The following is a 14,923-nucleotide window of genomic DNA, read 5'->3' as shown; positions in this document are numbered from 1 at the left end:
CGCAACTTTCTAACTAGATAGTGACACTATTGAATAGGTATCGTCTATCTGGGTGTCTGAGAGACTGGCCACACCGAACAGTTCGAGCGAGTGAGCGTATGAGGATCTCTGACCTGAGCCGCCTGACCGGGACGCCGATCGGAACCATCAAGTACTACCTGCGGGAAGGCCTGCTGCCGCCCGGCCGATCCGTCGGCGCCACCCTGACCCTGTACGGCGAGGAACACGTCCAGCGCCTGCGCCTGATCCGCGCCCTGACTGCCCGTGGCGGCCTGTCCATCGCCGCCACCCGCGACGTCCTCACCGCGATCGACCAGCCACAGGAACCACTGGACACGCTCCGCGTCGTCCACTACGCGCTGCCCACGCCGGTCGACGCCGCCGAGACCGGCGCGGTCGACGAACAGGCTCCGCAGGTCGACCAGCTGTTGCGGGCCATGGGATGGGACATCTCCGCCGCATCTCCGCACCGCAAAGCACTCGCCGCGAGCCTGATGGACCTCCACCGTCTCGGGATGGAGTACAGCACCCAGGAACTCCTGCCCTACGCCGAACTCGCCGCAGCCGCAGCACGACTGGACCTCGATCGACTCGAACACATCACCGACCGCCTACGACTCGCCGAGCACGCCGCGGTCGTCGTATTGCTCCTCGAACCGGTCCTGGCGGTCCTACGGCGCCTTGCCCAGGAGGACCAATCCCGCCGCCGGACAGCCTGGGTTCGCACCACCGACGGCGCAGCCGCGCAGTCCGCAGCACACGCGAACCGCCACACCGAGAACTCCGCTGACACAAGACCCGGATCGACCGGGCGCTGACCACAGGGCATAGGTCATCGCGCAGAGCAGCTCGGGGTCGGGGGAAGGTTCAGCTCCCTCACGCTGTTCTGCCCCGGCCCCAGGTTTCTAGGAGCGCATTCATGTCGTGGACAGTGCCGGTGAAGTCACGAAGTTGGGACATTGCACGTGGATCACTCCTCACTGCGAGTTGCCACCAGATTGTCAGTGGTTCGAACTGGGGTTTTCCCAATCCATGTCAGTAGATATTCCTGCTTGATGTCTGTGGCGGTCAGGGAGGCGGGACCACGCGGCGTCATCGCTCGGGGGCTGGGGCGCAGCTACGGAGACCCGGCGGCGGTGGCCTCGTGGTCGACATGACCGCGTTCGACCGCAGCTACACCATCGACCCGGACGGCGGGATCGAAACGCAACTGCTCCTTTTCGAACGCCGGCGGCCCGAACACCTCGCCGCGATCAGCAACCACACCATCGTCGTGAAAGAGTTCGCCACCTGGAAGGTCCAGCCATGGTTGCGGGCCCGGGCCGAACACCGACCGCTGACAACTTCCAGTCGCCGCAACGCTGGCGCTCAGATCATGCGGGCCACCGAATTCCTGATCTGGCTCCGCGAGACCGACCTTTCGCTGCGCGGCTGCGACCAGGCCGCGCTCGACCGCTGGCACGCCTCCCATCTCGGTCACCAACGGGTCAGCGGCAAGCCATTCTTCGACTGGGTGGTTTCCACCAACTGCATGCCCCAACTGGAGTCCCGACCACACCAGCCCGGCCAGCGGCGCCGCTCAGTCAGCACCGGCGGCTGCAGATCCTTCGAAAGCTTTTGACCGACAACCAGATCGAGCTTCGACTGCGGGTCGCGTTCACACTCTTGCTGCTCTACGGGCAGCCGCTCAGCAGAATCGTCCCGCTCACCATCGACGACGTCCTCACCACCGCCGACAGTGTCTCGATCCGATTCGGCGAACCACCGACACCAGTTCCCGAACCCTTCGCGAGTGTGGTCCTCGAACTGATCGACGAGCGCACGAACATGCGCACCGCGACGAACCCGAACTCCCGCTGGCTGTTCCAGGCCGCCGCGCCGGCCAACTGCTCCGCCCCGAAACACTCGGCCAGCGATACGCCAAGAACGGCGTCCCCACCATCAACGGCAGGATTTCCGCCCTCCCGCAACTCGTCTTGCAGGCACCGGCGCCGGTGGTCGCCGATGCTCTCGGCATCCACTACACCACAGCACATCGGCATCGTGACCAAGCCGGAGGCACCTGGAACCGCTACGCGCCAGGTGACCACGACCGCTGACCATTGCCGGCTCGGTCAGCCTGAATACCGACTACCTGAATACCGGTCCCTACCAGTCGGTGACCCCGAAGTTCTGGCCCCTGGCCGGATTGCGGGTGCGGACAGGCCCGTGAGGGCACAGATCCGAAGAGTCACACGTGGCTCTTGCGGGCGAGGCTTCGGTCCCGGCGGGTGCCTGCATGGCACCATGGTGTGAGCGGAACGTCAGGTCGGTTTCCCGCCGGTGCTACGAAGTCCTTGCCGCCATTCTCGGAGGGAAGGTCCTTCGGGACAAGGCATCCGGAGAGGAACAGGTATGGCGGACATTGTGGTGGTGACGGGCTCGACTCGTGGCATTGGGTTCGAGACGGCGCTGGCATTGGGATTGTCGGGGTACACGATCGTCGTGACGGGCCGGTCCGGGGAGGCGGCGGCGGCCGCGGCGCGGCGGCTGCGTGAACGGGGTATCGACGCACAGGGGCAGAAGCTCGATGTCGCCTCGTTCGAATCGGTACAGCGTCTCGCCGACATCATTGCGCGGGACCATGGGCGGTTGGATGTGCTGGTGAACAATGCGGGCATCGCTGCTGAATGGGATGCGCCGAGTCGCAGCCAGTACGCGCATCCGGAATCTGTGAGGCGGACGCTGGAGACCAATGTGATCGGGGTGTTCCATACGGTGGAGGCCTTGCTGCCGTTGCTTCGGCGCAGTGACTCGGGCCGGATCGTCAATGTGTCGTCGTTCGTGGGATCGCTGACGCTCCAGGCGCAAGCCGATCCGGCCGACATGGTGGTGCCCGCCTATCAAGCCTCCAAGGCGGCACTCAACAGCCTGACCATCACGTTGTCGAAGGTTCTCGCGGACACGAATATCAGCGTGTTCTCCGTCGATCCGGGATTCGTGCAGACCGACTTCTCACCCATCAACCGCACGCAAGCCCTGCTCACCGCCGCGCAAGGCGCCAAGCCCGTGGTCGAGGCCGCGATGCTGAAGGTCGATGCCGCGTCCGGCTCGTTCATCGGCCGTGACGGCGTGGTGCCCTGGTAGCGGCCACCGTATCGATCAGGTCACCCGGATAACAGCCCATTACCCGGTGACCTAGGGTCGCGAGTCGCACCGCGACCAGCACCTCCATTCCGACCACGCGACTCGTGCACGTTATCCGGTAGATCGATCCATGGGGGAATTTCCATGACCGCAACAGTGACGAAACTGACTGCCCATGCCAAACCCCCACCGGTGGCGGACCGACCATGCGCCCGGCGATCGACGCCTTTCTCGACACCCCGAAGGTCAGAGCCGGCACGAACACCCTGCGGGCCGGCCTACACGAATGTGCCGACCGGGTCGCCGAGGTGATCGGCCCCGGCCACGCACTCAACGAGATCACCGACACCGAGATCGGTGAAGCTCTCACCGAGCTGTGGGGTGCCGCGCAACCGGCGACCTGGAACCGCAACCGCGCCGCAGTGCGCTCCTGGCTCACCTGGTGCTCCGCCAAACAACGTTGGACCGCACCAGGATTGCCCACGTCCGCAGAGCGGCGACGCGAGAACAACGACGACATCAAGGCCGTGTCACGCTCCCGTACCGACCGGCTATGCCGCCGCCGCGACATACCACTGCGGGAGATGACGCTGTGGCGCATGCTCTACGAATCGGCCAGCCGCGCCAGCGCGGTGCTCGCGCTCAACATGCCCTTTCTGGCGTATTCGGGTCACACCCCACGACGGCTGGCTTCGGGCCGGCGACGCAATGGAATTCACCGCTGCCGTGGCCACGCAGACCGCGCTCCTCGTCGAGGGCAACGGACGGCCCAGCGCTCACACCCTGGCCGCCGCCCTCGGCCCGGACATTGCCACCGCCGCTGGAGCCGACTTCGTGGACAAGGCCCCGGTCTGACCGCCACGGCAAAGGACCGGCACGCCGCGCAGCGCACCGGCCCCGCGAAGCCTGCAGGCTGCGACTGTTGCTGTCCATACCCGCGCGGTCCTCGACATACCGGCCGACACCTGAGCCGTGACAACTACACCTGTCACACCATCCGATTTGGCGGTATCGGTGACATGATCGCGACGGGCGCGACGAAATGGCTCACGCGACGAACCACGCGAACCGCACTCGCCGTGCCGGGTCCTCGGCCAGGGCAGAACAAGCCGGAAACTTGGCGCCCACACCTCGGCTTGAGCAATCACTCTAGTTCGCGATAGTCAGATCCGGTCAGGCAGTCGAAAGGCTGCCGACGCGTGTGAGACAGGCTGATGACCGTGTCGGCGTCTAGAGGTATCAGCGACGAATGCGCGCGGATGATCAGCGGTTGTATCGATCTCTGCGATGCCGAAGTCGTTGCAGCCCTTGTTGGGTGCGTTCCGGCCGTGTTTCGCCACTCCGACGTCAAGAAAATGTGGTGGCGCCGAAAACTCCCTTTTCACTTGGCGCTCACTTGATGGCGAAGTCCTGGACCGAGGGCCCCGAGCGCCGCGCTGGTGCGGGAGTGCCGGGCGAAGTCACCTTCGCCACCAAACCCGCGCTGGCGCGGATATGACCCTCGATGCGTTCAAGGCGGGTAGCCCGGCGAAACGGGTCACTGGTGACGAAGGTCTGCGGTGCTGATGCCGAATGCGGAAAATGTTGCGCGACAACGGTCTTGACTATCTTCTCGCGGTAGCATCTAATGTGACGGTGGGCACCGTCGCCCACCCGGGGGCGGAGTCGATGGCGGTGCGCTCACCCGCCCGGTGGAGGCGGGACGGTTGCATATCCCACCTCCACGGTTCGAAGGCCCGCGGGGTCGGCCGCGATGTCGGGGATCTACCCGGCGGTGGGTGCCACCTGCGCATAGAGCTTGGTGTCCTGGAATTCGGTGATCGCGCTGGGGCCGCAGAGAAGCCCGTAACCGCTCTGCTTCAGACCGCCTTCTTCGAAGGCTTCGTGGATGACGCCCCAGCAGTTCGTCCAGACGAACCCGGCGCGCATGTTGCGGGTGACTCGCCGTGCCTTCCATTCGTCCGTGGTGAAGACTGCTGCGCCGAGGCCGAACGAGGTGCCGTTGGCCATGCGGACCGCATCCGCTTCGTCATCGAAGATTTCGAAAGTTTGGACGGGCCCGAACAATTCGTCCTGAACGACCGGCACATCGAGCCGGTCGACCTCCAACAACGAGGGCTGGTAGAACGCTCCGCCTGGACGCTCGTCGTCGACCACGACGCCGCCGCGGACAAGGACCTTGGCGTATTTCTCGGCACTGGACACGATTTCGTCGACGCGCTGTGCGCTGGCCGCGTCGATAAGGGGGCCGAGGTCGCCGGTCGGGTCCTCGCTGGGAGCGGCCCGCAGGTTGGAAATTGCTTCGATGATCATGGGACGCAGGCGATCGGCGATGCTGCGCTGGACCAGGATGCGTGACCCGGTCAGGCAGAACTGTCCATTCATCAGGCAGGTCGCGGCGATGACATTGTTCATGACGACGTCCAGATCGGCATCGTCGAAGATCACCAACGGTGTCTTGCCGCCGAGTTCGAGGCTGAGTCGCTTGAGCGTGGCGGCGCCGGCGGCCGCGATCGCCCGTCCGACGTGGGTGCTGCCGGTGTAGCTGATCATGTCGACATCGGGTGAGGCCACCAGGGTCGGCGCGACTTCGTTGCCACCTTCGGTGAGGATGCTGATGACGCCGGGCGGGATGGATTGCGTCGAGGCCACGATTTCGGCGACCAGAGTATTCGTCAGTGCGGTCTGGCCGGGCATCTTCACAACCATCGTGCAACCGGCGGCGAGTGCCGGCCCGATGGACCGCATGGACAGGATCACCGGAGAGTTCCACGGCGTGATGATGCCGATGACGCCCATCGCTTCGCGTCCGGTCTGGAAGTAGACACCGGGGCTGACCTCGGAGCTGCGTCCACCATCCAGGACGAGTGCGGAGGCCGCGGCGTAGCGGAGCCAGTCCACCGTGGTGGACACCTCCCATGTGGTCTCGGGAAGTCGTTTGCCGTTCTCACGGGACAGCATGAGTGCGACTTCGTCGACCCGTTCTTCCAAGCGATCGGCGAGCTCGTGGATCGCGCGTGAGCGAATGCGTGGGTCGCGAGACCACTGGGTGTTGTCGAACGTGTCTCGAGCGGCCGCGATGGCTGCGCGAGCCTGGGCCTCGCCTGCGCTGGCGTACGTGCCGAGGACCGAACCCGTCGAAGGGTTGATTGTCTCGAGCCGCTCGCCTGCGTCGTTCCATTCGCCGGCGATGAGATTGCGGCCGGCGAGTCGATCGGTTGCCTCGAGTGTTTGAGCGGTCATGTGCTGCGGATCCTTTCGTGTCGATTCGGGCGGGCCGTGTGCCGTTGACGTGCGCCTGTCCGTCCATGCGGCGGAGGTGCGGGCGACGATCCGGCCTCGTGTGACGTGGAACACGGCGCCTTTAGCACTCTGACCGATTTCTACAGTGATGTCAATGATTCGACATGAATGTTGACTAGAGTGGGGCGAGGGCATACCGTGGTCGGCATGTCCACTAGTTCTGTGACTCCCGTCATCAAACGAGGTGACGGCGGGCTTGTGCCCTACGACCGCGGCGTTGTGGAGCGCTACCGTGCCGACGGTCTCTGGAGTGGCGCCTCGCTGGCGTCGGAGCTTTTAGCGGCCGCCGGGAAAGCTTCCGACCGTCGAGCCGTGACGACTGCGGAGGAATCACTTACCTATCGGGAACTGTTCGACCGGTCGATTCTTTTCGCGCGCGGCATGGCCTCGGCGACAGGTGTCCGGCCGGGTGATGCGGTGATGTTCCAGATGGGCAACACCATCGAAACCGTTGTGTCCTACCTCGGATGCCTGCTCGCGGGCATCAGGCCGGTGTGCACGCTCGCCCAGCACGGCGTTCGCGAGATCGGACACCTCGCTGGACACATCGGAGCCTCGGTGTTGCTGGTGCAGAGCGATTTCGCCGACGGCCGGCTGCGAGGCCAGGCCCGCGAGCTGCTGGCGACCGGCTCCATCGCGACAGTCATCGCCGCGCGCGGCCCGTTCGGCGGCGCGACCGACTACGCCGAAATTCTCGCGTCGGGCCGGAATGCGGGGGACACGGAGCTGCCGGGCCTGCAGGCTGATCCCGAGCAGATTGCCGTATTCCAATTATCCGGTGGCACAACCGGTCTGCCGAAGGTGGCGCCGCGGCTGCACGAGGAATACGCCTACAACGCGCGTGCCTGGGCCGAGGCCATGAACTACCGGCCGTCCACGACCGTGGTGTACCCGCTGCCGCTGATGCACAACGCGGGCATTTCCCTCGCGCTGCAGGCCGCGATCTTCGCAGGGGCGCACCTGGTCCTGCTGCCGGATGCCCGCATCGACGGAATTCTGGACGCTCTCGAGACCTACCCGACGGCGAGCCTGCCGCTGGTGCCGCCGGCGCTGGCTGTGCGGCTGCTGGAGACGCCGCGCGCGGCCGCGGTCGACTGCAGTTCGTTGTCCGATTTCGTCGTCGGCGGGCAACGCCTGCCCGCCGAAATCGCCGAGCAGTTGCGTGATCAGCTGGGGATCCGGGTGCGTCAGATGTTCGGAATGGCCGAGGGCATGTTCACGCTCACGCCCGCCGATGCCGACGAGGACATCCGCTTTCACACGGTGGGAGCGCCGATCTCGGCGCACGACGAAGTACGCGTTCTGGAAACGGAAAGCGAGGAGGAAGTCGCTGATGGGGAGGTGGGCGAATTCTGTGCACGCGGTCCGTACACCATCCGTGGCTACTACCGTGCCGAGGCACACAATGCCGCGGCCTTCACAGCCGATGGCTTCTACCGCACCGGCGACCTCGCCCGCCGCCATATCCGTAACGGAAAGGCCGTGTACTCGATCGACGGTCGTGTCAAGGATGTCATCAATCGCGGCGCCGAGAAGATACACGCCGAAGAGGTCGAGGAGATCGTCGTTCGCCACCCCGACGTCGCGAATTGCGCTCTCGTTGCGATGGCCGATCGCGTGCTGGGCGAGAAGGCCTGCGCGTACCTCGTCATGGAATCGGGCGCAACGGCATTGACGGTCGAGACGCTGGGGGAGTTCCTCCTGGCACACGGTCTCGCCAAATACAAACTGCCCGAGCGCGTCGAGATCGTCACCGAGCTGCCGCTGACGAATGTGGGAAAGGTATCCAAGAAGACGCTGCGAGAAGACCTGGCAGACCGCCTGCGCGCCGAGGAGGAACGCTCATGAGCCGCCGCATCGAGATCATCGGCGCAGGACCCGCCGGTCTTTACGTCGCGAGACTGCTCAAGTTGAAACAGCCTGCGCTGCAAGTCATTGTCCACGAACGGCTGTCGGCCGGCGCCGCGACGTTCGGGTTCGGTGTCGGCCTCACCGAGGCGACAATGCGCAACCTCGTCAGCGCCGACCCCGAGACCGCCGAACAGATCCGTGCAGCCAGCTTCGCCGGCCACACCCTCACTTTCCGCCGCGATGACACCCCGGACGTGACACTGCACGGCGCGCGCAACCTTGCCATCGGACGTGCGACGCTGCTCAGCATCCTCACGGACGCAGCGACCCGAGTCGGCGTCGAGATCAACAATGGTGTCAAGGCCGACCTTGCCGACACCGACCAGGCCGATGTCGTGATCGCCGCGGATGGCGTCCGTAGTCGCACCCGCCAGAAGCTGAGTGCCGATCTCGGAGTCCACGAGGCCCTCGGGCGATCCCGATTCGTCTGGTGTGGAGTGGATTTCGCGGTGGAATCGGCATTCTTCGCCGCAGTCGACGCCCCGGAAGGGTTGTTCGTCGCCCACGCGTATCCCTACGCCGAGGACCGCAGCACCTTCTTGATCGAGGTCGATGAACAGACGTGGGAGTCGGCCGACCTCGCCGCATTGGATGCACTGGTGCCCCCTGGTCATACCGACCAGGCGAGCGTCGAGATGCTCAACCGAGTCTTCCGCGAGTCCCTGGCCGGTCGGCCGTTGCTGACCAACCGCACCCGATGGGGACGATTCACCGCACTGTCTCTGGACCGCTGGTCCGCCGGTAACACCGTGCTCATCGGGGACGCTGCGCACACAGCCCACTACACCCTCGGTTCAGGTACCAAGCTGGCACTCGAAGACGCGATCGCCCTAGCGGAAGCGCTGACCGGAGAGTCGTCGATCGCCGCGGCATTCACCGTCTATGAGGATCTTCGCCGGGCGCCTGTCGAGAGGTTCAAACGATTGGCGGGTCGCAGCCAGGCCTGGTGGGAGTCCTATCGAAGACGAGCCGATCGGTCCACGCCCGAGCTGGCCCTGTCCTACATGACCCGGGCGGGCAATCTTGGGATCGAGGATTACGCTCGCGATCAACTCGAGACCGTGCGTGCGGCGCTTGCGTGGCTGGGTAACGATGTGCCCTCCACACCAGGCACTTTGGATGATTGGGTGCTGAGCAGACAGCTACCGACATTGGGTCTATCGTGCCGCCTCGTCGATGCCGCCACTCTCGCCCGTGAGACCGATCACGAGACGATCGAATGGAACTCGGCCGACGTCTGGGGTTCGGATGCTCGGGCGAAGGTGGACCAGGCTGCCCGGCGGTCCGGCCTGCCCCTCGTCGTCGAAGGAGCAAGCGACCTCGAATCCATCGGTGCGCGTATCGATTTCGCCGAACGGGTGCATATCGAGACCGATCGAGTGGTCGGCGTTCGGCTCCCCGCTGAGGCGCGAGCACAGGCCGCCGCTGCCATCGGCGCCCGGCGCGCCGACTTCATCGTCACCGCCTGACCTCACCATCCCGCAGACCGACGCCGGCGACGCCGGCGACAGGTCGCGCTACCACCTACGCCATCACAATCACCCTGAAGGAGTCCCATGCCCAACCCCACCAACACCAATTCCACAGCCGAACAAGCCGGTTCGCGAACCGGCGCCCAGGCGGGTCGACGACCGGACGGTACCCACGCGGGACGCGTGGCCGTAGTCACCGGCGCCGCGCAGGGCTTCGGGCGTGCCATCGCGACCGAACTCGCCCGCCGGGGCGCCGACCTCGCCGTACTCGATCTCAACGAGGCCTCCGAAACCGTTGCCGAGATCGAGGCCATCGGAGGCAAAGCCCTGTCGATCAGAGCCGACGTCTCGGACTCCGACGCCGTCGCATCGGCCGGTCAGCAGGTGCTCGAGGCCTTCGGTGGGGTCGATATCGTCGTCAACAACGCCGGAATCTACCCGTTCCGGGACTTCTTCGACCTCGATTTCGACTACTGGAAGCGGATCCAGGCCATCAACCTCGACTCCCAATTCCTGGTTACGGAAGCGTTCGCACCGAGCATGCGCGAGCGCGGGTGGGGTCGCATCGTGAATCTGACCTCCAATTCGCTGGGCTTGGCCGTGCCGGGTCTTTCGCACTACATGGCCAGCAAGGGCGGGGTCATCGGGTTCACGCGCGGACTCGCCACCGACCTGGCTCCGTACGGGATCACCGTGAATGCGGTCGCACCGACCGCGTCGCGCACTCCGGGCGGGGAGGCGACCATCACGCAGGACGTGCTCGAGGGCGTCGCGGGGATGCAGGCCATCAAGCGCAGTGGTGTCGCCGAGGACATCGTCGGTGTCGTCTGCTTTTTGACCGGCGACGACAGCGCCTTCGTGACCGGCCAGACCATCATGGCCGACGGCGGACTCGTCCGTCTGTAGCCACCGCGGGCGCGGCTGGCCAACCGGCCGCGCCCGGGAGGGAGCGCGACTATGCATACACTCCAGGGTATGGCTCCGCAGGCACGTGAGAAGAAGGGCTCTCGCAGTGCGTTGAGCCGCACGCTCGTCACGTCCGAACTTCTGGACCGTGCTACCGAACTGTTCGCCGTCAAGGGGTACGAAGCAACCAGTCTGCAAGACATCGCCGATGCCGCGGGCATCTCGCGACCTGCTCTGTATCACTATGTGAGCAGCAAGGAAGATCTGCTGGTGATGCTGGTCGAGCAGGTCAGCCAAGGGCTGGCCGACGTACTGAGCGAGCTCTCGGAGCGCGCGGACCTGACGCCCACGCAGAAGCTGCGGACGGTTACCGAACTGCTGGTGCGACAGCGCGCCCAGCACCCCGCTCAATTCCGTATCCTCGATCGCTCGGAAACCGTTCTTCCGGAACCGGTCGGCTCCGAGCATCGAGAGGCCAAGCGCCGGGTGCTGAGCGAGGTTGTCGCACTCATCGACGAGGGGATCGCCACCGGCGAATTCCGGCACGTCGACAGCCGGACGGCGTCGCTGTCCCTGTTCGGCATGTGTAACTGGGTGGCATGGTGGTTCCGGCCCGGCATCGACGTCGACGGCGTCGTCACCGAAATCAGCGAATTCACCCGTTTGATGCTGGCGGCGACGGACGCACAGGTGCCGCCGAGCCGATCGACACTCATCCGTGAGATCAAAGAACGCCTGGATCTGCTCGAACGCCAACCCTGAACCGGCAGCGGGCTTTTCGGCTCCGAGGTGGCCATCGCCGCGGTGTCTCTCTCGGCATCGACACGTCTTCCCGCTGCGGCTCTTCCCTGTCCGGACGACTTCGGCGACCCGTCGTGCACGTGCTCGGGTACGAGCCGGTGGCATAAGCCAAGCCTTTATTGACATTGCTGTCGAAATATTGACAATAGGGTTGGGTGGTTTGGGGCGGCCGCGCCCGTGAGCCAGCCCGATCTTCAACCCGAAAGTAGGGATTCGATGACCACACGCATCGCATTGATCGTTCCGAGTTCGAACGTGACGGTCGAGACGGAGATGCCGCGCCTGCTGGCTCGAGTCGAGGGAGTCGACTTCTCGTTCCACTCGAGCAGGATGCGGATGCACGCGGTCACCCCCGAGCAGTTGCGTGCGATGAACGCGCAGCGTGAGCGCTGTGTCCTCGAGGTCGGTGACGCCGGCGTCGACGCGGTCCTGTATGCCTGTCTGGTGGCGATCATGGCCGGCGGGCCCGGGAGCCACCGTTCGACGGAACTGGCGATCGCCGAACAGCTCGCACTCGGCGGATCCGGCGCGAAAACGCTGTCCAGTGCGGGTGCGCTCGTCCGGGCGCTGACGGATATCGGTGCCGCGCGCGTTGCGCTGGTCATGCCGTACACGGACTCGCTCGCCCGGCAGGTCGTCGAGTACATCGAGGCCGAGGGCTTCGACGTAACCGATTGGCGGGCATTGGAAGTCGCCGACAATACCGAGGTCGGCTGCATCCCCGCAAACCGGGTGCTCGGTGCGGCGCGCGAACTGAACCTCGACGGTGTCGACGCACTCGTCATTTCCTGCTGTGTGCAGATGCCCTCGCTGGATCTGGTCCAGGCGGCCGAGGACGAACTGGGTGTACCAGTGCTCTCGGCCGCGACCGCGGGAGCTTATTCGCTGCTGCGCAGTCTCGATATCCCAGTGAATATTCCCGGTGCCGGATCGCTGCTGCGCGCTGATAGCCAGGCTGTTCTGGGCTGAGTGAACCCGGGCGCTTCGATAGGAGGAACCATCATGTCCCAGACGAATGAGAAGGTCGAGCACCGCGTCCGTGGTGTCGACCATGCCGCATTCCCCACTTTCGATCCGGCGGCGACCGTGCGCTTCTATCGAGATGTGCTGAAGTTCCCGGTCGTTCACTCGATCTGCGCCGCAGGCTGGGGACCGGAGAAGCACCCGGACTTCATCCACTTCTTCTTCGATATCGGCGGCGGCGACCGCATCGCCTTCTTCTACTACTTCGGATGGCAACCCGCCGGTGACCAAAGCGCGCCGGGCGATGCGTGGGCCCGGCTACCGCACGACACCCCCGAATTCTTCGTCAACGCACGGCATCTCGCCATCAACGTGGCCGACGAGGAGGACCTCCTCGAATACCGTAGGCGCCTCGACGACTCGGAATGGCCGACGGAGATGCAGGTCATGCACGAGACCATCGAATCGATCTACACCCACGACCCGAACGGCTACATGGTCGAGATCACCCGCGCGCTGCGGCCCGTCACACCGCAGGAGGACCTGGACGCCGCTCTCACGATCGACGCACTGTGCGAGGTCGCCACCGGAGAGGCCCCCTCGATGGACAAACTTCTCACCCGCAAGGCCGAACTCATCGTCGAGCGTGCCGCCGCGTGGGACGCAGCCCGGAAGGAGCTGGCCCGGTGATGACCCGCATCTACATCCTCGAGGTACCCGAGAACGAGAACGTGGTGAAGGTCGCTGCTCAGGATCCTGCCATCACGATCGACAAGGTCGGTCCGTACTTCCGCATCACCGCCGACTCCGACATCATCATCGACCGGCGCGCGACCGGCGTCCGCCACGCCGTCTGGTACAGCACACTCGCCGGCTTGGAAGGCTCGATCGTCGTCCAGCACGACAAGGACGCATTGCGGGTGACGGCACGATGAGCACCAACGCGACCGGACGACTGGGTGACGGCCGGTACATCGCTGCGGCCGAAATCCCCTCCGGCACGAGCGTCAGCGTCCATGAGTTGCCGACCGCCGACGATGCGCGCGTTTCCGGCATCCTGCGCGTGGTGCCGGGGGCGAGTACCGTCGCTTTTCTCATGCACCCCCGGCAGGACTTCACCCACCATATCCTGGTGCCCGAGCTGCTCAGCCGAGGCTACTCGGTGTGGACACAATCGACGCGGGGCGGGCTCAACGACGTCAGCCTGCTGCACGAGCAAGCCCTGCTGGACATGGCCGCCGGTCATGTATTCCTGCGCGATCACGGGTTCGAACACGTTGTGTCCGTCGGGCACTCGGGCGGTGCCGCGTTAGCTACCTACTACATCGAGCAAGCCTCGCGAACTCCCGGAAAGCGCGAGACCCACGCGCCCGGTGGGCGCCGGGTTCCGCTCGCCGACGCCGTCATGCCGGTACCTGAAGGTCTGATGATGATGGCACCGCACGTAGGCCAGGGGCAGTTGCTGATGCGCATGATCGATCCGTCGGTCGTCGACGAATCCGATCCGATGTCGACCGATCCCGACCTCGATCCCTACGACCCGCGCAACGGATTCGCCGAGCCTCCCGAGTCGTCACGTTACGCACCAGAGTTCGTTGCCAAGTATCGTGAGGCGCAGCGCGCGCGAGTCGCACGCATCGATGACCACGCCCGTAAGCTTCTCGCTCGCGCCGACGACGCTCGCACGAGGTACAGCGAACTCGGCGATCCGCGTGATCGTCGCATCTCCCTCGCGACCGGAGTCATCAGGATGTACCGCTCCGACGCCGACCTCCGATGCGTCGACCTGTCGCTGGACCCCAATGATCGGCCCTACGGTTCCCTGTTCGGCCGACGACCCGACCTGACGAACTATGGCGTCGTCGGATTCGGCCGGCTCACCACACCCGAGGCATGGCTGTCCACCTGGTCCGGATTATCCAGCAGAGCAAGCCTCCTGCGTACCGCTCCTGGTTCCGACCTGCCCGTGCTGCTCATCGAGTTGACCGGCGACCAGGCATGCTTCCCAGCCGACGTCGGCGCGATGACCGCAGCGTTTCCCCACCCGGACGTCACTCACGTCCGAGTTCCCGGCCGCCACTTCGGCGCACCCCTCGCACGCGGAGGCACGCCCGCAGCGATATTGGCAGGGGAGGCGATGGCTGGATGGCTCGGTGAGCGGTTTCCCCATCAGGCCGATCGCTAACGGCGTGACCACGAGGGTCACTTCGAGGGCCGGGATGTCCCCGAGATGTCTCCGCGCGGTCTGTGGCCGGTGCCGGGTGTCACCGGGAATTCGACGATCGTCGTAACGGATTCGGCCTCCGTGACCAGGCCGACTCCGTCGCCGCGGGAGTGCCCGTGGGCTTTCGTGGTGATCCTGGTGATCGTTGCAGCGAGGGCGTGCTCATCGGCCGCTCGGGCCGAGCTACGCCCACACCTCGGAGGCACAGTAAATGCCT

14 protein-coding genes are annotated in these 14,923 nt (G+C 65.3%); 12 read left to right on the top strand and 2 right to left on the bottom strand.

Annotation, left to right across the window (positions count from 1 at the left end):
- Positions 1-98: 98 nt before the first annotated feature.
- The gene (locus tag NA3_RS11830; RefSeq protein ID WP_063917454.1) at positions 99-818 is read left to right on the top strand and encodes a MerR family transcriptional regulator; all 720 of its coding nucleotides are present in this window, start codon (positions 99-101) and stop codon (positions 816-818) included.
- A gap of 326 nt (positions 819-1,144) precedes the next feature.
- Positions 1,145-1,621 carry a hypothetical protein gene (locus tag NA3_RS38555; RefSeq protein WP_181838516.1) on the top strand — a complete coding sequence of 159 codons (477 nt, stop codon included), beginning with the start codon at positions 1,145-1,147 and terminating at the stop codon, positions 1,619-1,621.
- 52 nt (positions 1,622-1,673) lie between these two features.
- Here NA3_RS38555 and NA3_RS36850 read toward each other — a convergent pair whose 3' ends face one another.
- Positions 1,674-2,051, bottom strand: coding sequence for a hypothetical protein (locus NA3_RS36850; RefSeq protein ID WP_157126548.1), 378 nt, complete (start codon positions 2,049-2,051; stop codon positions 1,674-1,676).
- A gap of 343 nt (positions 2,052-2,394) precedes the next feature.
- Here NA3_RS36850 and NA3_RS11815 point away from each other — a divergent pair, with 343 nt between their 5' ends.
- Both NA3_RS11815 and NA3_RS36845 read left to right on the top strand, forming a co-directional pair.
- Positions 2,395-3,126: an SDR family NAD(P)-dependent oxidoreductase gene (locus NA3_RS11815; RefSeq protein ID WP_062963664.1), complete on the top strand. Its 732-nt coding sequence runs from the start codon at positions 2,395-2,397 to the stop codon at positions 3,124-3,126.
- A 708-nt stretch (positions 3,127-3,834) separates the two neighbouring features.
- Complete coding sequence (locus NA3_RS36845; protein ID WP_157126547.1) at positions 3,835-3,981, top strand: hypothetical protein; 147 nt, start codon at positions 3,835-3,837, stop codon at positions 3,979-3,981.
- A gap of 909 nt (positions 3,982-4,890) precedes the next feature.
- Here NA3_RS36845 and NA3_RS11810 read toward each other — a convergent pair.
- The gene (locus tag NA3_RS11810; protein WP_227995130.1) at positions 4,891-6,564 is read right to left on the bottom strand and encodes an aldehyde dehydrogenase family protein; all 1,674 of its coding nucleotides are present in this window, start codon (positions 6,562-6,564) and stop codon (positions 4,891-4,893) included.
- A 12-nt stretch (positions 6,565-6,576) separates the two neighbouring features.
- Here NA3_RS11810 and NA3_RS11805 point away from each other — a divergent pair, with 12 nt between their 5' ends.
- From NA3_RS11805 to NA3_RS11770, 8 genes are all read left to right on the top strand, one after another.
- Complete coding sequence (locus NA3_RS11805) at positions 6,577-8,277, top strand: AMP-binding protein (RefSeq protein ID WP_063917480.1); 1,701 nt, start codon at positions 6,577-6,579, stop codon at positions 8,275-8,277.
- Entirely contained in the window at positions 8,274-9,809 is a 1,536-nt protein-coding gene (locus NA3_RS11800) for an FAD-dependent monooxygenase (protein WP_062963661.1), read from the top strand. The genes NA3_RS11805 and NA3_RS11800 overlap by 4 nt, the downstream gene beginning before the upstream one ends.
- An 87-nt stretch (positions 9,810-9,896) precedes the next feature.
- Positions 9,897-10,718, top strand: coding sequence for an SDR family NAD(P)-dependent oxidoreductase (locus NA3_RS11795; RefSeq protein WP_084491494.1), 822 nt, complete (start codon positions 9,897-9,899; stop codon positions 10,716-10,718).
- 69 nt (positions 10,719-10,787) lie between these two features.
- Positions 10,788-11,480, top strand: a complete 693-nt coding sequence (locus tag NA3_RS11790) for a TetR/AcrR family transcriptional regulator (RefSeq protein WP_062963989.1) — start codon at positions 10,788-10,790, stop codon at positions 11,478-11,480.
- A gap of 255 nt (positions 11,481-11,735) precedes the next feature.
- Positions 11,736-12,488 carry a maleate cis-trans isomerase family protein gene (locus NA3_RS11785; RefSeq protein ID WP_062963659.1) on the top strand — a complete coding sequence of 251 codons (753 nt, stop codon included), beginning with the start codon at positions 11,736-11,738 and terminating at the stop codon, positions 12,486-12,488.
- Between the two features lie 33 nt (positions 12,489-12,521).
- Positions 12,522-13,172 carry a VOC family protein gene (locus tag NA3_RS11780; protein WP_062963658.1) on the top strand — a complete coding sequence of 217 codons (651 nt, stop codon included), beginning with the start codon at positions 12,522-12,524 and terminating at the stop codon, positions 13,170-13,172.
- A complete protein-coding gene (locus tag NA3_RS11775) occupies positions 13,172-13,417 on the top strand; it encodes a hypothetical protein (protein ID WP_062963657.1) in 246 nt (81 codons plus the stop codon). The genes NA3_RS11780 and NA3_RS11775 overlap by 1 nt, the downstream gene beginning before the upstream one ends.
- Positions 13,414-14,667: an alpha/beta hydrolase family protein gene (locus tag NA3_RS11770; protein WP_062963656.1), complete on the top strand. Its 1,254-nt coding sequence runs from the start codon at positions 13,414-13,416 to the stop codon at positions 14,665-14,667. The genes NA3_RS11775 and NA3_RS11770 overlap by 4 nt, the downstream gene beginning before the upstream one ends.
- Positions 14,668-14,923: the final 256 nt, after the last annotated feature.

Origin of the sequence: Nocardia africana NBRC 100379 (assembly GCF_001612635.1) — a bacterium.
Lineage (GTDB): Bacteria > Actinomycetota > Actinomycetes > Mycobacteriales > Mycobacteriaceae > Nocardia > Nocardia africana.
The sequence above is the reverse complement of the archived record's forward strand: the minus strand, read 5'-3'. Positions and strand labels throughout refer to the sequence as shown.